General features: G+C 56.0%; 18 protein-coding genes. 9 read left to right on the forward strand and 9 right to left on the reverse strand.

The window, feature by feature from the left end:
• Window positions 1-55: 55 nt before the first annotated feature.
• From metW to B9Z35_RS10585, 3 genes are read right to left on the reverse strand one after another with little or no spacing between them, the layout of a single operon-like run.
• Entirely contained in the window at window positions 56-637 is a 582-nt protein-coding gene (gene metW / locus B9Z35_RS10575) for a methionine biosynthesis protein MetW (RefSeq protein WP_108283670.1), read from the reverse strand.
• Window positions 634-1,830, reverse strand: a complete 1,197-nt coding sequence (locus B9Z35_RS10580) for a homoserine O-acetyltransferase (protein ID WP_233246547.1) — start codon at window positions 1,828-1,830, stop codon at window positions 634-636. Before B9Z35_RS10580 ends, metW begins: the two co-directional genes overlap by 4 nt.
• Window positions 1,831-1,836: 6 nt before the next feature.
• Window positions 1,837-4,794: a DNA topoisomerase III gene (locus B9Z35_RS10585; RefSeq protein ID WP_108283671.1), complete on the reverse strand. Its 2,958-nt coding sequence runs from the start codon at window positions 4,792-4,794 to the stop codon at window positions 1,837-1,839.
• Between the two features lie 109 nt (window positions 4,795-4,903).
• Here B9Z35_RS10585 and B9Z35_RS10590 point away from each other — a divergent pair, with 109 nt between their 5' ends.
• Genes B9Z35_RS10590 through B9Z35_RS10600 form a run of 3 tightly spaced genes read left to right on the forward strand, consistent with a single transcriptional unit; the run spans window position 4,904 to window position 6,553 of the window.
• The gene (locus B9Z35_RS10590; RefSeq protein WP_199219811.1) at window positions 4,904-5,521 is read left to right on the forward strand and encodes an SET domain-containing protein; all 618 of its coding nucleotides are present in this window, start codon (window positions 4,904-4,906) and stop codon (window positions 5,519-5,521) included.
• 5 nt (window positions 5,522-5,526) lie between these two features.
• Complete coding sequence (locus tag B9Z35_RS10595) at window positions 5,527-6,327, forward strand: biotin--[acetyl-CoA-carboxylase] ligase (RefSeq protein ID WP_108283672.1); 801 nt, start codon at window positions 5,527-5,529, stop codon at window positions 6,325-6,327.
• 28 nt (window positions 6,328-6,355) lie between these two features.
• Entirely contained in the window at window positions 6,356-6,553 is a 198-nt protein-coding gene (locus B9Z35_RS10600; protein WP_108283673.1) for a hypothetical protein, read from the forward strand.
• Between the two features lie 60 nt (window positions 6,554-6,613).
• Here B9Z35_RS10600 and ahpF read toward each other — a convergent pair whose 3' ends face one another.
• The 5 genes from ahpF to B9Z35_RS10625 all read right to left on the reverse strand — a co-directional run bounded on the left by ahpF (window position 6,614) and on the right by B9Z35_RS10625 (window position 11,755).
• Window positions 6,614-8,179: an alkyl hydroperoxide reductase subunit F gene (gene ahpF, locus B9Z35_RS10605; RefSeq protein WP_108283674.1), complete on the reverse strand. Its 1,566-nt coding sequence runs from the start codon at window positions 8,177-8,179 to the stop codon at window positions 6,614-6,616.
• 196 nt (window positions 8,180-8,375) lie between these two features.
• A complete protein-coding gene (gene ahpC, locus B9Z35_RS10610) occupies window positions 8,376-8,939 on the reverse strand; it encodes an alkyl hydroperoxide reductase subunit C (protein ID WP_104796950.1) in 564 nt (187 codons plus the stop codon).
• A gap of 138 nt (window positions 8,940-9,077) precedes the next feature.
• Window positions 9,078-10,520, reverse strand: coding sequence for a sensor histidine kinase (locus tag B9Z35_RS10615; RefSeq protein ID WP_108283675.1), 1,443 nt, complete (start codon window positions 10,518-10,520; stop codon window positions 9,078-9,080).
• A gap of 15 nt (window positions 10,521-10,535) precedes the next feature.
• Window positions 10,536-11,210, reverse strand: a complete 675-nt coding sequence (locus B9Z35_RS10620) for a response regulator transcription factor (protein ID WP_108283676.1) — start codon at window positions 11,208-11,210, stop codon at window positions 10,536-10,538.
• 35 nt (window positions 11,211-11,245) lie between these two features.
• Window positions 11,246-11,755, reverse strand: coding sequence for a MarR family winged helix-turn-helix transcriptional regulator (locus B9Z35_RS10625; RefSeq protein ID WP_108283677.1), 510 nt, complete (start codon window positions 11,753-11,755; stop codon window positions 11,246-11,248).
• A gap of 141 nt (window positions 11,756-11,896) precedes the next feature.
• On the opposite strand from B9Z35_RS10625, the gene recA reads away from it, so the two are divergent.
• From recA to B9Z35_RS10640, 3 genes are read left to right on the forward strand one after another with little or no spacing between them, the layout of a single operon-like run.
• On the forward strand, window positions 11,897-13,018 hold the full coding sequence (gene recA, locus B9Z35_RS10630; RefSeq protein WP_108283678.1) for a recombinase RecA: 1,122 nt from the start codon (window positions 11,897-11,899) through the stop codon (window positions 13,016-13,018).
• 22 nt (window positions 13,019-13,040) lie between these two features.
• Window positions 13,041-13,544, forward strand: coding sequence for a recombination regulator RecX (gene recX / locus B9Z35_RS10635; RefSeq protein ID WP_233246548.1), 504 nt, complete (start codon window positions 13,041-13,043; stop codon window positions 13,542-13,544).
• A gap of 56 nt (window positions 13,545-13,600) precedes the next feature.
• Window positions 13,601-14,146 carry a hypothetical protein gene (locus B9Z35_RS10640; protein WP_108283679.1) on the forward strand — a complete coding sequence of 182 codons (546 nt, stop codon included), beginning with the start codon at window positions 13,601-13,603 and terminating at the stop codon, window positions 14,144-14,146.
• Window positions 14,147-14,196: 50 nt separating this feature from the next.
• On the opposite strand, the gene argC is transcribed toward B9Z35_RS10640, so the two are convergent.
• On the reverse strand, window positions 14,197-15,114 hold the full coding sequence (argC, locus tag B9Z35_RS10645; protein WP_108283680.1) for an N-acetyl-gamma-glutamyl-phosphate reductase: 918 nt from the start codon (window positions 15,112-15,114) through the stop codon (window positions 14,197-14,199).
• A gap of 172 nt (window positions 15,115-15,286) precedes the next feature.
• On the opposite strand from argC, the gene sucC reads away from it, so the two are divergent.
• From sucC to B9Z35_RS10660, 3 genes are all read left to right on the forward strand, one after another.
• Entirely contained in the window at window positions 15,287-16,447 is a 1,161-nt protein-coding gene (gene sucC, locus B9Z35_RS10650) for an ADP-forming succinate--CoA ligase subunit beta (protein ID WP_108283681.1), read from the forward strand.
• Window positions 16,448-16,457: 10 nt separating this feature from the next.
• The gene (gene sucD, locus B9Z35_RS10655) at window positions 16,458-17,354 is read left to right on the forward strand and encodes a succinate--CoA ligase subunit alpha (RefSeq protein WP_108283682.1); all 897 of its coding nucleotides are present in this window, start codon (window positions 16,458-16,460) and stop codon (window positions 17,352-17,354) included.
• A 127-nt stretch (window positions 17,355-17,481) separates the two neighbouring features.
• Entirely contained in the window at window positions 17,482-17,994 is a 513-nt protein-coding gene (locus B9Z35_RS10660; protein ID WP_108283683.1) for a pilin, read from the forward strand.
• Window positions 17,995-18,044: the final 50 nt, after the last annotated feature.

Below are 18,044 nucleotides of genomic sequence, written 5' to 3' on the forward strand. Positions count from 1 at the left end.
CTGCGAAGGCGCTGTGGTTGTGGCCTGTGTAGGAGGCCGCTAGGTAAATAGACGTTTATGAGCGCTCAAACTTAAACACGGCCGTCCCTGCCATCAAGTTTGGCCACATATCCACGCGTTGGCCATCTTGCAGGCCAAAGGCGCGCGTCACTTGCAAACCATTTTTCTCAGCCAGCACTTCAAAGTCTTTGAACGTGCCAACACGGATATTGGGCGTGTCGTACCACTGGTAGGGCAAGCGCTTGGTCACGGGCATGCGCCCTTGCAAAATGCTCAGGCGGTTGGGCCAGTGGCCAAAGTTGGGGAAGGCGACGATACCGGTTTTGCCCACGCGTGCGGTTTCGCGCAGCATGGTTTCGGCGTTGCGCAAGTGTTGTAAGGTGTCGATTTGCAGCACCACATCAAACGATTGGTCGGCAAACACGCTCAAGCCCAAATCGAGGTTGAGTTGCAGCACGTTCACGCCACGTTGCACGCAGGCGTGCACATTGGTGTCGTCTAGCTCCACGCCGTAACCGGTGCAGCCTTTGTGTTGTTGCAAGTGGGCCAGCAAAGCGCCGTCGCCACAGCCGAGGTCGAGCACGCGGCTGCCTTGGGGCACGAGGGCGGCAATGGCTTTCAAGTTGTCGTGGGTCATGCGGCAACTCCGGTGTGTGCGATTTGAGCCACTGGCGTGGCCAGTTCATCGTTGATGCGCGTGAAGTAAGAGCGCACCACATTCATGTAGCGGGCGTCGTCCAGCAAGAACGCATCGTGGCCATGCGGCGCGTCAATTTCGGCGTAGCTCACATCGCGTTGGTTGTTGAGCAAGGCTTGCACCATCTCGCGGCTGCGTGCGGGTGAGAAGCGCCAATCGGTGGTGAAGCTCACCAACAGAAACTTAGCGGCTGTGCGCGCAAATGCTGCCGACAAATCGCCGCCGTAGGTGCGTGCAGGGTCAAAGTAGTCCAGCGCACGGGTGATGAGCAAATAGGTGTTGGCATCAAAGTACTCGCTGAACTTGTCGCCTTGGTAGCGCAGGTAGCTTTCGATTTGAAACTCCACGTCTTGCGTGGAGTACTTGTAGCCCGTGGCGCTGCCAACGACTGCATCACGTAACTCTCTACCGAATTTCTCGTTCATCACATCGTCGCTCAGATACGTGATGTGGCCCACCATGCGGGCGATGCGCAAGCCGCGTTGCGGCACAACGCCGTGCTCATAAAAGTGGCCGCCATGAAAGTCAGGGTCGGTCACGATGGCGCGACGCGCCACTTCGTTGAAGGCGATGTTCTCAGCCGTCAGGTTGGGCGCACTTGCCACCACCACGGCGTGTCGCACGCGGTCTGGGTATTGCAGCGTCCAACTCAGCGCTTGCATGCCGCCCAAGCTGCCACCCAAAACGGCGGCGAGTTGGGTGATGCCCAATCGGTCGAGCAACAAGGCTTGTGCGTTCACCCAGTCTTCCACCGTCACCACGGGGAAGTCCGCGCCGTACACCTTGCCCGTGTCGGGGTGGGTGTGCATGGGGCCGGTCGAACCAAAGCAAGAGCCAAGGTTGTTCACGCCAATCACAAAGAAGTGGTTGGTGTCCACAGGCTTGCCTGGGCCAATCATGTTGTCCCACCAGCCTTCGCTCTTGTCTTGGCCTTCGTACACACCAGCGACGTGGTGCGAGGCGTTAAGCGCGTGGCACACCAGCACCGCGTTGGAGCGGTCAGCATTGAGCGTGCCGTAGGTCTCGTAGGCCAGCGTGTAGTCGCGCACACTTGCGCCACTTTGCAGCTGCAAGGCTTCCGCAAAGTGCATCGCTTGCGGCGTGGCAATCATGGGTTTGGCGTGGACGGTCATGCTCAATTACTCGCCGATGGGTCGCAGGTGTTTGCCAGCAATGCCTGCCAGTTCAAACATGGTGACTTGGTCTTTGCCGAACACGGGTTTGAGTTTGGCGTCCGCGTTGATGGCGCGTTTGTTGGTGGCGTCTTGCAAGCCGTTGGCCTTGATGTAGTCCCACAGCTTTTTGATCACCTCGGTGCGGGCCACGGCTTCTGCGCCAATCACGTTGGCTAGGTCAGCGCTGGGCAGATAGCCCGCGGTGACTTTGCGTGGTGCTTTGGGCTTGGCTACTTTTTCGGCTTTTGCTTTGGTGGCCTTAGTCGTTTTAGCGGGTACTTTTTTACCAGCCGCTTTGATGAGCGCGTTGGTCGTGGGCGTCTTGCCGCCCTTGGGCGGGTACTTGCTCACGCGGGGTTCAAACGCAAAGTTCACCTTGCCGGCTTCGGCATCCCATTGCAAGAAGGCCTTGAACGAACGGCGTGTGCGCATGGACACAAACTTGTCGAGCAAGTCGGTTTTGCCCTCAGACAACAGCTTGGTCATTTGCTCACGCTCGACGGGCTGCTGCAAGATGATCTTGCCACTCTTAAAGTCGCAGCTCGGTGTGGCTTGTGCGTGCGTGGGCACAGCCTTGCTACACACGTAATTGCTGCCGTGTTCGTGAACGGGGCTGCCGCACTTGGGGCAGTTGCCCAAAGCGGGTGCATCACTGAACTCCACGATTTCGCCGGAGTCTGCGCCGTCATCACCGAAGTCGAATTCGAGTTTCCAGTTTTGGTCTTCCTCGCTGTACTTGAGGGCGATCTCAGCCGTGAACGGCCAGCCCGCTTTGGAGCGAAAGCCATCAAGTGGGCCAATCTTTTTGTTGGTCAAAAATTCTTCCACTTCAGCCGCATCAAACGTGCGGCCGCCCGGAATTTTGCTGATGGAGAAGCCACAACCTGCGCCGTTTTCGCCCGAGTCAGACGCGCTGCCGTCTTTGCCTACGCAGGCGTATCGACGGTAGTTTTCTTTCACCACGCCGCCGCACTTGGGGCAGGGTGTTTTGAGGGTGGCGTAGTCACCGGGGATGGTGTCGCGGTCAAACTCTTTGGCCTTCTTGACGATGTGCTCAGTCATCTCGGCAATTTCGCGCATGAATTCTTCGCGGCTGAGTTGGCCGTGTTCCATGAGCGAGAGTTTGTGTTCCCAGCCGCCTGTGAGTTCGGGCTTGGACAACTCTTCCACGCCCAAGCCACGCAGCAGCGTGAACAGCTGGAAGGCTTTGGCGGTGGGAATCATCTCGCGGCCATCGCGGATGATGTATTTCTCATTCAACAAGCCTTCGATGATGGCCGCACGTGTGGCGGGTGTGCCCAAGCCTTTTTCTTGCATGGCTTCGCGGAACTCGTCGTCTTCCACCAGTTTGCCTGCGCCTTCCATCGCGCCCAGCAACGTGGCTTCGCTGTAGCGGGCAGGTGGGCGGGTTTTCAGGCCTTTGGCGTCGGCTGATTCGTTCTTAGCCGCTTCGCCTGCTTTCAAAGCGACGAGGGTTTTGCCGTCTTCTTCGTTGTCAGAGGCCTCTTGCGCGGCGTCTTTGCCGTACACGGCCATCCATCCGGCGTTGACCAACACTTTGCCTTCGGTGCGGAAGTTGTGCTCTTTGCCAGCGGCTTTGACTGTGCTGATGCGTGTGGTCACCATGTATTCAGCACTCGGGAAGAACACCGCCATGAAGCGGCGCACCACCAAGTCGTACAGCTTTTGTTCGGCTTCAGACAAACCGCTAGGCGCTTGCAAGGTGGGGATGATCGCAAAGTGATCACTGACCTTTTTGTTGTCAAACACGCGTGGCAGTTTGCGCACGTAGTTGTTGTTCAGCGCGACGGTGGCGTGTTGTTCGAGGTGCTTCATGCCACTGTCGGCCAACATGGTGAAGGTGTCTTTCACTACCGACACGTAGTCTTCAGGCAAGTGGCGTGAATCGGTACGAGGGTAGGTCAGCGCTTTGTGGCGCTCGTACAAACTTTGCGCGAGGGCCAAAGTGGTTTTGGCAGAGAAGCCAAAGCGGCCGTTGGCTTCGCGTTGTAGCGAGGTCAGGTCAAACAAACCGGGGCTGGCTTTGGTGGTGGGTTTGCTCTCTTCGGTGACGGTGGCTTGCTGGTTGCGCACGGCGTCAGCAATGGCCAAGGCTTCGGCTTCGCTCCACACGCGGTCGTGTTTTTTCTCGCCGTCTTCGGCGTCTTTTTTGTGCTCGGGGTTGAACCACTTGGCGGGGTAAGCGCCTGCAGCAACTTGGAATGACGCGTGAATTTCCCAATAGTCGCGGCTGATGAACTTGCGAATTTGTTCTTCGCGCTCCACCACCACCGACAGCGTAGGCGTTTGCACACGGCCCACGGTGGTCAAGAAGAAGCCACCCTCGCGTGAGTTGAAGGCAGTCAAGGCACGCGTGCCGTTGATACCCACCAGCCAGTCGGCTTCCGAACGGCTGCGTGCTGCGTCGGCCAAGCCTTGCATTTGTTGTTGGGTCCGTAAAGAGTCAAAACCATCACGAATGGCTTGCGGCGTCATCGACTGCAACCACAGGCGCTTCACAGGTTTGTCGAGTGGCTTTTTGCCGCCTGCGTACTGCTCGATCAAACGGAAGATCAATTCACCTTCGCGGCCCGCGTCACAGGCATTGATGAGGGCAGTCACGTCTTTGCGCTTGGCCAGCTTCACCACCGCGTTCAAGCGGCTCTTGGTTTTCTCGACGGGCTTCAAGTCGAAGAAGGGTGGGATCACGGGCAGGTTGGCAAAGCTCCACTTGCCGCGCTTGACGTCGAATTCTTCGGGCGCTTGGATTTCCACCAAATGGCCCACGGCACTGGAGACGACATAGGTGTCGCTCTCAAAGTGATCGTCGTGTTTTTCGAACTTCCCCGCCACAGGCGTGAGTGCGCGCACGATGTCTTGCGCGACCGAAGGTTTTTCGGCAATCACGAGGGTTTTGCTCATTTCAAAGTTCCTTAAAAACTGACCACTACAATTCGTTCTCTCGCGTGCGCACGCGCGCCCATGCGCGCGCACGCACATGCGTACGTATTAAAGTTAACAGAAAAATTCAGTGTCCAAAAAATCTCTTGCCCAAGCCCCCGCGCCCATCCAAGGCCGTCGCATTCAAACCCGTCGCTCAGGCGTGCATGGCAAGGGCGTTTTCGCACTGACAGACTTCGCCAAAGGCGAGACCATCATTGAGTACGTGGGCGAGATCATCAGCTGGAAAGAGGCGCTGCGCCGCCACCCGCACGATCCCACCGACCCCAACCACACGTTTTACTTTCACATCGATGAAAAGCATGTGATTGACGCCAAGTACGGCGGCAACTCGTCGCGTTGGATCAACCACTCATGCAAGCCCAGCTGCGAGCCAGATGAAGAAAACGGCCGCGTGTTCATCAAAGCCATCCGCGACATCAAGGCCGGCGAAGAACTGAACTACGACTACGGCTTGGTCATCGACGCGCCCATGACCAAAGAGCTCAAGCTCGAATACCCCTGCTGGTGTGGCGCGAAAAAGTGCCGTGGCACTTTGTTGTCTTCCACCTCGGAGTTCCCGAAGGACGACAAGCACAAGGCAAAAAAGGCAGACAAGCCCAAAAGCAAACCAGCTAATGCCAAAGATAAGGACGACAAAAAGAAGTCGGCCAAGAAAGCCGACAAGGCCAAATCTAAAAAGGCCTGAGCCGCATGATCTGGCCCGCTGAAGACCTCTGGCTTGCGATGGTTGCTTTGCAGCCAGGCTTGACGGTCGAGGTGCTGCCAGAGATTGATTCCACCAACACCGAGCTCATGCGCCGCGCACGCGCTGGCCAAACCGAACCCGTGCTGCTGGTGGCCGAAACCCAAACCGCAGGCCGCGGCCGCTTAGGCCGCCAATGGCACGGTGAAGCTGGGCATTCACTGATGTTTTCGCTGGGGATGATGCTCAAACCTACCGATTGGTCTGGCCTGTCCTTGGCCGTGGGCCTATCTCTGGCGCGGAGCCTAGATCCGCAGGGTGAGCTAGGCGTGCGCCTGAAGTGGCCCAACGACTTGTGGGTGAAGCGCCCTGATACCCCCACGGGCTGGGGCAAGTTGGTGGGCATCTTGATCGAGACGGCTTTGCCCACGGGCATGAGCTACAACGGTGAGCAAGGTCGTTATTGCGTGGTGGGCGTAGGCATCAACATCGCCCCGCCGGTGGCTGACGACTTGTCCACCGCGCCCTTGGGCCTGCAAGACCTGCAAAGTGGCATCACCGCACCCGAAGCTTTGATGAAGGTGGCAGAGCCCTTGTTAGCCACCTTGCTGGCGTTTGAACGCACAGGCTTTGCACCACTGCAAAATGCTTTCAATGCCCGCGATGCACTGAGCAACTTGAACGTCACCCTGAGCGATGGCCGTCACGGCGTGGCAAGGGGTGTGGATGCCACCGGCGCAATGCTGGTGCACACCGAACAAGGCCAAGAGGCCATCAGCAGCTCAGAGGTGAGCGTGCGGCCGGTTTAGTGCCAATTCAACAAACGAAGGTGGTTTTATGAAATCGAAATTCTTGCTGCGCAACGTGGTCTACGCCCTGGCCGCGATCAACCTTTTGTTCTGGTTGTGGAACGATGGTGGCTTGCGATTTTTAGGCTTAGGTCCAAAGCCCGTGCAGGAACCGCATCGCGTAGAAAACCAAGTGGACCCAGATCTGTTGACCATCAAGCCAGCTGCGTCTGAGGCGACCCGTTAATGCATAAATAAAAAAGCCCAACGCACACACATGCATTGGGCTTGGCAGCTGACTTAACGATCAGTTGCGAATCAAGTGATCAAACGCTGACAAAGCCGCCTTCGCACCCTCGCCCGCTGCAATGATGATTTGCTTGTAAGGCACGGTCGTGCAGTCACCCGCAGCAAACACACCGGGCATGCTGGTGTGGCCTTTGGCATCCACCACGATTTCGCCAAACTTGCTCAGCTCCAACGAGCCTTTCAAGAACTCGGTGTTGGGCACCAAACCGATTTGCACGAACACACCTTCCAACTCAATGTGGTGCACCACATCGGTGGCGCGGTCTTTGTAGCTCAGGCCATTGACCTTGCCGCCTGCGCCTGTGATTTCGGTGGTTTGTGCGTTGGCATGGATGGTCACGTTGGGCAAGCTCTTGAGCTTGTTCACCAACACGGCATCAGCTTTGAGCTGGTCGGCAAATTCAATGAGCGTCACGTGTTCGACGAGGCCAGCCAAATCAATGGCGGCTTCCACGCCTGAGTTACCGCCGCCGATCACGGACACGCGCTTGCCTTTGAACAAGGGGCCATCGCAATGCGGGCAGTAGGCCACGCCTTTGTTTTTGTACTCGGCTTCACCGGGCACGTTCACATTGCGCCAACGTGCGCCAGTAGACAAGATGACGCTCTTGGCTTTGAGCACGCCGCCGTTTTCTAAGTGCACTTCGGTCATGCCGCCGGTTTGTTCAGCAGAGACAATTTTGCTGGCGCGTTGCATGTTCATGATGTCCACGCCGTAGTGCTGCACTTGGGCTTCAAGGTCAGCGGCGAGTTTGGGACCGTTGGTCTCGAGCACTGAGATGTAGTTTTCAATCGACATGGTGTCGTTCAGCTGACCGCCAAAGCGCTCAGCAGCGATGCCGACGCGGATGCCTTTGCGGGCTGCATACACAGCGGCGGCTGCACCGGCTGGGCCACCGCCAACGATCAACACGTCGTAAGGGGCTTTCTCGCTCATCTTCACGGCGTCGCGTGCTGCGGCGTTGGTGTCGAGCTTGGCCACGATTTCTTCCACACTCATGCGACCTGAGCCAAACACTTGGCCGTTCAAGAACACCATGGGCACGGCCATGATTTGGCGATCTTCCACTTCCTTCTGGAATGCGCCGCCTTCGATCACCACGGTCTTGACCTTGGGGTTGACGATGGCCATGAGCGAGAGTGCTTGCACCACGTCTGGGCAGTTGTGGCAGCTCAGGGACATGTAGACCTCAAAGTTGAAGTCGCCACCATCCGCAGAATCAAGGGCCTTGATGCTGTCAATCACATCTTGTTCCACCTTGGGTGGATGGCCGCCGGTCCACAACAGGGCCAACACCAACGAGGTGAACTCATGGCCGAGAGGCAAGCCAGCAAAGCGCACGCCTTGAGTTTCGCCTTCGCGAACCACAGCAAACGAAGGCTTGCGTGCATCGGTACCCGAGGTGTCGAGCGTGACTTTGTCAGACAAGCCAACGATGGTGCTGAGCAGCTCGCCCATGTCTTTGCCGGTTTCGCTGTCGTCGAGTGAGGCGATCAAGCGGATGGGCTGGCGCAACATGCCAAGGTATTGTTGAAGTTGTGCTTTGAGTGCGTCGTCGAGCATGGTGTTCTCCTATTTCGGGGTGCATTAACTCAAGGTCATGCGCTTATGGCGCTGTCCTAGTGGGTTAAAAGGTTGGGGGGTGATTCGCTGAGTACAACGCACGCTGGTGTACCAATGTGCGCTGCGCTCAACGACCTGCGCTAGCAGGTGTTGTCAATCATCGCCCTGCGTCAGCAGGGTTTAACTGGGGCAAAAATTAGATCTTGCCGACCAAGTCGATGGAAGGAGCCAAAGTCTTCGCGCCTTCTTTCCATTTCGCTGGGCACACTTGGCCTGGGTTAGCGGCTGTGTATTGAGCAGCCGTCAACTTGCGCAGTGTTTCAGACACGTCACGAGCGATTTCGTTGGAATGGATTTCCATGGTCTTGATCATGCCTTCTGGGTTGATCACGAAAGTGCCGCGCAATGCCAGGCCGTCTTCTTCGATGTGCACGCCAAAAGCGCGTGTCAACTTGTGTGTTGGGTCACCGATCAATGGGAACTTAGCTTTGCCCACGGCTGGAGAAGTCTCGTGCCACACTTTGTGTGAGAAGTGAGTGTCGGTGGTGATGATGTACACCTCAGCGCCGGCTTTTTGGAACGCTGCATAGTTGTCAGCTGCGTCTTCGATTTCTGTTGGGCAGTTGAAAGTGAAAGCGGCTGGCATGAAGATGAACACGTTCCACTTGCCTTTGAGCGTGGCTTCGGTGATTTCAACGAACTTACCGTTGTGGAAGGCTTGGTTCTTGAACGGTTGGATTTGGGTATTGATCAAAGACATGTGGTTTCCTTTGGGTGGTTGATAAAAACTATCGAATGAGAAAAACTCATTGACATGAATGATAGACAAGATTTCTCAGGATGGTGATTGTTTGTCTCAATGAGACCGATTGAGACAGCCTTGCGCGCAGGCTCGGCTTTAGGCTTGTGTGTTGGAGAAACGCACTGAAAAGCGTGCGCCGGGCAGCGGTTTGCCGGGGCTAGCGTCTTCCAACGTGACCACCGCCGCATGCTGATGCGCAATTTCCAACACGATGGGTAGGCCCAGTCCCGAGCCATCCGCCTCTGTGCCCAAGGCACGGTAGAAGGGCTGGAATACCAAGTCGCGCTCGGCCTCTGGAATGCCAGGGCCAGAATCCTCGACTTGCAACACCACCACTTTGCCAAATTTGTCAGCCAACAACCGCACGGTGATCACGCCGGGGTTGTCTTCCGAGGACGGGGTGTAGTTGATGGCGTTGTCCACCAAGTTGCGCACCATTTCTTTGAGCAGCGTGGGGTTGCCCATCACTCGCACGCCCGTGCTGCCTGACTCGACCCCTTCATAGCCAAGGTCAATGTATTTATCCATTGCGCGAGGCAGCGAGTCTTGAATCACATCGCTCACCAACTCGACCAAATCGCAAGGGCTGCGTGCAATGTTGGTGCTGCCGCTTTCGGCCCGGGCCAAAGACAGCAGTTGGTTGACCGTGTGTGTGGCGCGAATGCTGGCCCGGCCAATCAGCTTGAGCGATTGCTTCAGCTCATCCGCACTCGAGTCTGCGCGTTGCGCCAAATCGGCCTGCATGCGCAATCCGGCCAGTGGCGTTTTCAGTTGATGCGCTGCATCAGCCAAAAAGCGTTTTTGTGTGGCGATGGATTCTTTGAGTCGTGTGAGCAAGTCGTTGATGGAGGCCACGAGTGGCGCTACTTCTTGCGGCACGGCTGATTCGTCGAGGGGGCTCAGGTCATCGGGCTTGCGCAGGCGAATGCGCTCTTCGAGTTTGTTGAGCGGGCGGATACCGCGTGCCAAAGCGAGCCACACCAACAACACCGCAAGCGGCAAGATGACGAACTGCGGCAGCATGACGCCTTTGATAATTTCAGTCGCCAGCACGGAGCGCTTCTCAAGCGTTTCACCTACTTGCACCAGTACGGGTTTTGCTCCGGGCATGTCCACGCGCACCCAGGTGTAGGCCACGCGCACATCTGCGCCGCGCATTTCGTCGTCGCGAATGCGCACTTCGCCTGGCAGGGGTTGTTCTTCGTCTGGGGGCAGCGGAAAGTCGCGCTCTCCACTGACAAACTCGCCGCGCGTACCCAGCACTTGGTAGTAAATCAAGTCTGCTTCGTCGGCACGCAAAATTTCGCGTGCAGGCAATGGCAAGTTGAAATACATGCGCGTTTGGTCGCTCTTGACGAGCTGCGCGAGGGCCTGCACGTTGTATTCCAAACCACGGTCAAACGGGCGGCCCGCAATGTTTTGCGCCACCAGCCAAGTGAGCGCCAAGCTGACTGGCCACAGCAGCAACAGCGGCGTGAGCATCCAATCCAGGATCTCGCCAAATAGCGAGTGTTGCTCGCGCCTAAACAGCTTTGCCATGCAAGTGCGCCGTGTTTAGCCCGGAATTTTCTCGAGGCAGTAGCCTAAGCCGCGCACGGTGGCAATGCGGATGGGGCCTTTTTCAATCTTCTTGCGCAGGCGGTGGATGTACACCTCAATGGCGTTGTTGCTGACCTCTTCGCCCCATTCGCACAGGCGTTCGACCAACTGGTCTTTGCTGACCAAACGGCCGCTGCGTTGCAACAGCACTTCGAGCAAACCGAGTTCACGTGCAGACAGCTCGACCATCTTGCCGTCAATGGTGGCGACGCGGCCGGTTTGGTCGTACACCAGTGGGCCGTGTTTGATGGACGACGAAGTGCCACCCATGCCGCGGCGCGTGAGGGCGCGCACGCGGGCTTCAAGCTCTTGCAAGCTGAAGGGTTTGGCCATGTAGTCGTCAGCGCCGTAGTCCAAACCTTTGACGCGCTCTTCCACACCGTCAGCAGCGGTGAGGATGAGCACAGGAATAGATGAGCCGCGTGAGCGCAAGCGCTTGAGCACTTCAAGGCCGTGCATTTTGGGGAGGCCCAAATCCAAGATGAGCAAGTCAAACTCATCGGTGGTCATGAGGGCGGCGTCGGCTTCAGAGCCACTGGCCACATGGTCAGCTGCGGCGCCCGACGCACGCAAGGTGCGCAACAGGCCGTCGGCCAAGACCAAGTCGTCTTCTGCAATCAGGATGCGCATGTGTTGTCTCCAGCTTCTTCGCGTTTTGAGATGTGTCAGGGAGGAGATTCTAGGCTGGAGTAGCCGCCTGCATAGGCTTCCAGCCCAAGACTTACCACCGTAGCCACGTCTGCACCCACTTCTAGTTTGAATTCCGCTTCGGTTTGCGCCACCGCTTGTTCGAAAGCGCGTAGCCATGCGAGGCCTGTTTCGGTGAACACAATGCGACGCGCGCGCGCGTCTTGTGGGTCGGGCGTACGTTGCACCAAGCCCCATGCTTCGCACTGGGTAACGAGGTCGCCCATGGCCTGTTTGGTCATGCCGGCACTTGCGGCGAGGTCGATCAGGCGCGAGCCTTCCAGGCTCAGGTGGCGTGTGATGTGAATGTGCGCTGCGCTCACTTGGGTGCGGGCGGCAAGGTTGGAGAGTGCCAAAGGCACATCTTCGTTGTGCGCCATCAGGTGCAGTACACGCGCATCAAAGCGTCGCATGGCGTGGCCTAGCAAACGGCCGAGGTGGATTTGTCGCCAGTCTTGCTGGGTAGAAAAGGTGGGTGCAGAAGCCATTTCTATATGGTAAGGCAAACTGACTAAAAAAAGTGTTTACAAGTTTTGACTTTGCGGTAAAGTACTGGTCAAGCATCCAGTTGTTGTTAAACACAGTAACTGGACATTCTCGGTAAGCCCTTGATTTAACGGAGATATCTCATGAACAACAAACCCATCGTCGCTGACAGCGAAAAAGCCAAAGCCCTCCAAGCCGCCTTGGCGCAAATCGAAAAACAATTCGGCAAGGGCACCATCATGCGCTTGGGCGAAGGCGAAATCATTGACGACATCCAAGTCGTGTCCACCGGTTCATTGGGTTTGGACATCGCTTTAGGCGTGGGCGGTTTGCCCCGTGGCCGCGTGATCGAAATCTACGGCCCAGAGTCATCGGGCAAAACCACCCTCACCTTGCAAGTCATCGCTGAGATGCAAAAGCAAGGCGGCACTTGCGCGTTTGTGGATGCCGAGCACGCACTGGATTCGCAATACGCCCAAAAGCTCGGCGTGAACTTGCAAGACTTGCTCATCAGCCAGCCCGACACCGGCGAACAAGCCCTCGAAGTGGTCGACAGTTTGGTGCGTTCAGGTGCGGTTGACCTCGTGGTTGTTGACTCGGTCGCTGCGTTGACCCCCAAGGCCGAACTCGAAGGCGACATGGGTGATTCATTGCCAGGCCTGCAAGCCCGCTTGATGAGCCAAGCGCTGCGCAAATTGACGGCTTCCATCAAGAAGACCAATTGCACGGTCATCTTCATTAACCAAATCCGCATGAAGATTGGTGTGATGTTTGGTTCACCCGAAACCACTACGGGTGGTAATGCGCTCAAGTTCTACGCCTCTGTGCGTTTGGACATTCGCCGCACCGGCACCATCAAGCGTGGTGACGAAGCGGTGGGTAACGAGACCAAAGTCAAAGTGGTGAAAAACAAAGTCGCGCCTCCGTTCAAGACGGCCGAGTTCGACATCTTGTTTGGCGAAGGCATCAGCCGCCAAGGCGAAATCATTGACATGGGTGTGAACGCCAAAGTCATCGAAAAGTCCGGCGCTTGGTACGCCTACCAAGGCGAAAAGATTGGCCAAGGCCGCGACAACGCCCGTGAGTTTTTGCGCGAAAACGAAGCCTTGGCTTTCGAGATCGAAAACAAAGTGCGCGAATCTTTGGGCATTCCTCTGTTGGCCGGTGGCGTGGAAGCACCTGCTGCCAAAGAAGAAAAAGCACCCAAGGCAGCCAAAGCCGCGAAAGAGCCAAAGGTCCCTGACGCCGATGGCGTGGTGGCCTAAGCCTTAACCAACAGCCAGCTTCGTGACACACGACGTCGATTCAAACGAAGATTTGAAACCCAAGGCGAAAAGGGCCAAGGGGTTTCAAATCTCGCTCAAAGGCCGAGCCTTGCGTTTGCTCTCGCAACGCGAGCACTCGCGCTTTGAGCTAGAGCGCAAGCTCAAACCGTTTGAAGAAACGCCGGGCGAGCTGGCCGAGGCCTTGGATTTTTTGCAGGCCAAAGACTTCATCAACGAGCAGCGCGTGGTGGAGTCAGTCGTTAACAGTCGTTCTCGCAAGCTCGGTGCATCCCGGGTGCGTCAAGAATTGCAAGCCAAGGGGTTGCCTGTGGAGGCCATCGCTGAAGCCGTGCAAGAGATGCGCAGCACCGAGCTAGAGCGAGCCCGTGAAGTTTGGCGAAAGAAATTTGGCGAGCCGCCAGTCGATCAAGCGGGGCGGGTCAAGCAAGTGCGGTTTTTAGTGAGCCGTGGCTTTGCACCGGAAGTCGTCAAGCGCGTAGTGGCTGGCGCTGATGATCTGGAATAAAACGAAAAGGGAATTGAATTTTCCCATCCAATAATTTCAAATGAAAGCTAATTTAAATGGGGCGTTCTCGTGGGTTGCAGATAGGACTTGATTCGCAATGTCTTTCGTATTTGCTGGATGCAATTTCAGGCGTAGATGAACCAACAGACATCTTGGCTGATGAAAAGAAGGCACTATTGCGGACATGGTTTTATAGGTCGAATCACTTTGCATTTACGCTGACTGCAACAGTTCTCGAAGAAGTTCGCGCAATTCGAGATTCGGTACGTAGAGAGTTTCATGAGAGTTTTAGTAGAACCCTGATGCTCGATCATCCAGTTAAGGATCAATATGCAGTACAGAAACGAGCGGATGAGTTAGCTGAATTTCATCCTAGAGGAAGAGACTGCCGAATCCTCGCAGAGGCAGAGGAGTTGGGCTTAGATTTCGTACTTACATACGATCATGACTTTTGGAAACGGTTGAAAGATAAGTCACCAATTACAAAGCTAATTAAACCCACTGTGTATTGGTCCAATTGCGGAATAGTGGCAGGGTCGCCACCGAAAACAGTTCCGCATAAAACAAATCCACTCAGCAATCAAGAGTGGTGGCGCTGGTAATGAAAAGCGACAACTGATCTAACGGATGCTCATCTAGGCGTTGTTTGGGCTTAAACACCCAACATCAGTTGCAAGTTCTGCACCGCAGCGCCACTAGCGCCCTTGCCCAAGTTATCCAAACGCGCCATCAAAACAGCATGACGATGGGTTTCGTTCGCGAAGACGCGAATTTCTAATTTGTTGGTGTCGTTCAGCGCGGTGGCGTCCAGCTTGCCGTTGTCGGTGGCGGGATGCACGCTCACCCAGCCGTCTGGGTGTTGACCGTAGTGCTTGACCAGTGCGTCATGCAAGTCCGCTGCCTTGGGCTTGCCCGGCAACATGTCTAAATGAATGGGCAGTTGCACCAACATGCCTTGGCGGAAGTTACCTACCGATGGCACAAACAAAGGCCGACGTGTGAGGCCGGTGTAGGCCATGATTTCTGGAATGTGTTTGTGCTCAAGGCCAAGTGCATAGGCCTCAAACAGCGGCGCTTTACCCGCTTCGTAGTCTTCAATCATGGTGCGCCCGCCACCCGAGTAACCGCTGACCGAAGGTAGGGCCACGGGGAAATCGGCAGGCACCAAGCCAGCGTCAATCAAGGGGCGCAGCAAAGCAATCGCGCCGGTGGCGTAGCAACCGGGGTTGGCCACACGGTCGGCGTTGACCACGGCATCGCGCTGGCCAGTGGCCAACTCGGGGAAACCATAGACCCAGCCAGGTGCCACGCGGTGCGCGGTGGAGGCGTCGATGATTTTGGGTTTCTTGCCGCTCAGGCTGTCGATCATGGCGACTGATTCACGGGCGTGGTCGTCGTGCAGACAGAGGATGACCATGTCGACGCCAGCCATGAGCTCGCGTTTGGCTTCGGGGTCTTTGCGTTTGGCGGGGTCAATGCTGACCACCTGAACCGCTGGCATGAGGGCCAAGCGCTCGCGAATTTGTAGACCTGTGGTGCCGGCTTCGCCGTCGATGAAGACTTTAGACATGGATGTCGCCAAAAAGTACAAAAAAAATTGGGCGTCGCTAAGCTGTTGTAAGCCAGTTAAAAGTTTGACGCGATGCAGCATGATACAGTCTTAAGGCTTTGTGCGGTGCGGCTCTTCGGTGTCGTTCACTGCAGAAAACGTTACAAATCCACCGATTACTAAGAGAGATCTCATGAAGATTCACGAGTACCAAGGCAAGGAAATCTTGCGTCAATTTGGTGTGCCAGTGCCACGCGGTATCCCTGCGTTCACGGTACAAGAAGCGGTGGAAGCCGCGCAAAAGTTGGGCGGCCCAGTTTGGGTTGTGAAAGCTCAAATCCACGCGGGTGGCCGCGGCAAAGGCGGCGGCGTCAAAGTGGCTAAGACCATTGATGATGTCAAACGCATCGCCGGCGAAATCTTGGGCATGCAGCTCAAGACCCACCAAACTGGCCCAGAAGGCCAAAAAGTCCGACGCCTCTACATCGAAGACGGCGCTGACATCAACAAAGAATATTACGTGTCAGTCGTGACTGACCGTGCAACTCAAAAGATTGCTTTCATCGCTTCCAGCGAAGGCGGCATGGACATTGAAGAAGTTGCCCACAGCACCCCAGAAAAAATCATCACCGAGTTCATCGACCCGTTGACAGGTTTGGGCGATGCACAAGCTAAGAAGATTGCAGACGCCATTGGCATGCCTGCTGACTCCACCGCTCAAGCCGTGGACATCTTCAAGAAGCTGTACCAGTGCTACATGGAAACTGACGCATCTTTGGTGGAAATCAACCCACTGAACCGCGACAGCAAAGGCAACGTGATGGCTTTGGACGCGAAGTTCAACTTCGATGCCAACGCTTTGTTCCGTCACCCGGAAATCGTGGCTTACCGCGATTTGGACGAAGAAGATCCTGCTGAAGTGGAAGCTTCTAAGTTTGACTTGGCCTACATCTCCTTGGACGGCAACATCGGTTGCTTGGTCAACGGTGCTGGCTTGGCCATGGCCACCATGGACACCATCAAGTTGTTCGGCGGTGAGCCAGCCAACTTCTTGGACGTGGGCGGCGGCGCTACAGCCGAGAAGGTCACTGAAGCTTTCAAGATCATGTTGAAGAACCCACATGTCAAAGGCATTTTGGTCAACATCTTCGGCGGCATCATGAAGTGCGACACCATCGCCAACGGCGTGGTCACAGCTTGTAAAGCCGTGAACTTGTCAGTGCCACTGGTTGTGCGCATGAAGGGCACCAACGACGAGTTGGGCAAGAAAATCTTGGCCGAATCTGGTCTGCCAATCATCTCTGCCGACACCATGGCCGAAGCTGCAACATCTATTGTTGCTGCCGTGAAGTAAGGGAAACAACATGTCCATCTACATCAATAAAAACACCAAGGTCATCACCCAAGGTATCACCGGCAAAACCGGTCAGTTCCACACTGAGAAGTGCATCGAATACGCAAACGGTAAAAACTGTTTCGTGGCTGGTGTGAACCCCAAGAAGGCTGGCGAGTCCATCTTCGGCGTGCCAATTTTCTCGACCGTCAAAGACGCTGCCAAAGAAACTGGCGCAACCGTGTCTGTGATCTACGTGCCACCAGCTGGCGCTGCTGCTGCCATTTGGGAAGCCGTTGAAGCTGACCTCGACTTGGCCATCTGTATCACTGAAGGCATTCCAGTCCGCGACATGCTCGAAGTCCGTAACAAGATGAAAGCCAAGGAAGCAGCTGGCGGCAAGAAAACCTTGTTGCTCGGCCCTAACTGCCCTGGTTTGATCACGCCTGACGAAATCAAGATCGGCATCATGCCCGGTCACATCCACCGTAAAGGTCGTATCGGCGTTGTGTCTCGTTCAGGCACATTGACCTACGAAGCCGTGGCGATGTTGACCGAAGTGGGCTTGGGCCAATCCAGCGCCGTCGGTATCGGTGGTGACCCCATCAACGGTTTGAAGCACATCGACGTGATGAAGGCTTTCAACGACGATCCAGACACAGACGCCGTCATCATGATCGGTGAAATCGGTGGTCCAGACGAAGCTGAAGCGGCACAGTGGTGCAAGGCCAACATGAAGAAGCCAATCGTTGGCTTCATCGCTGGTGTGACTGCCCCTCCCGGCAAGCGCATGGGCCATGCAGGTGCCTTGATCTCTGGTGGTGCTGACACGGCTGATGCCAAGCTCGCCATCATGGAAGAGTGTGGTTTTACCATCACTCGTAACCCATCTGAATTGGGCAAATTGCTCAAGGCTCAGTTGAAGTAACTTCCTTCGGGACTTACCAAGATTAAAGCGAGCGGTGTTTACCGCTCGCTTTTTTTTGAACTTGCGCATCGTCAACCCGAAGACAAGCGCTGCCTAGAATTCCTGCCCAACTTTCAAAGGACTCGCTATGAAACACACTCTGCAACGCGGCTTCACCTTGATCGAACTCATGATCGTGGTGGCCATCACTGGCGTGCTGGCCTCGGTGGCTTTGCCCGCTTACCAAGATTACATGGTTCGTGCGCGTGTGAGCGAGGGACTTGGGTTGGCGTCTGCCGCCAAAACCAATGTGCTGGATGTAGTTAACAGCGGCAACATCGCCACGGCAACGAGTGGCTACAAAACGGGTTACACATGGGGTGGTGCTACTAAGAACATCACCAGCATTGACATTGCCGCGAGTACAGGCGTGATCACCATCACGACCACAGCGGCAGCGGGTGGCGGTAGCTTGCTGTTGGTGCCCTTCACCAAAAGCGGCACAACAGATTCAGCGCTACCAGCGCCCACAGCGACCAGCGTGACCATTGAAGGTGCGGTGCAATGGAAGTGCATGGCCAAGGACGCAGCTGCGTTTGTGGGCGTGTCGGTGCCTACGGATGCGTTGGACAAGAAGTATGTCCCGAGCGAATGTAAATAAGCGCTCAGCACCATGAGATAAAGGCGCCTATGAGCGCCTTTATGTTTTGA

Origin of the sequence: Limnohabitans sp. Jir61 (genome assembly GCF_003063545.1) — a bacterium.
Taxonomy (GTDB): domain Bacteria; phylum Pseudomonadota; class Gammaproteobacteria; order Burkholderiales; family Burkholderiaceae_C; genus Limnohabitans.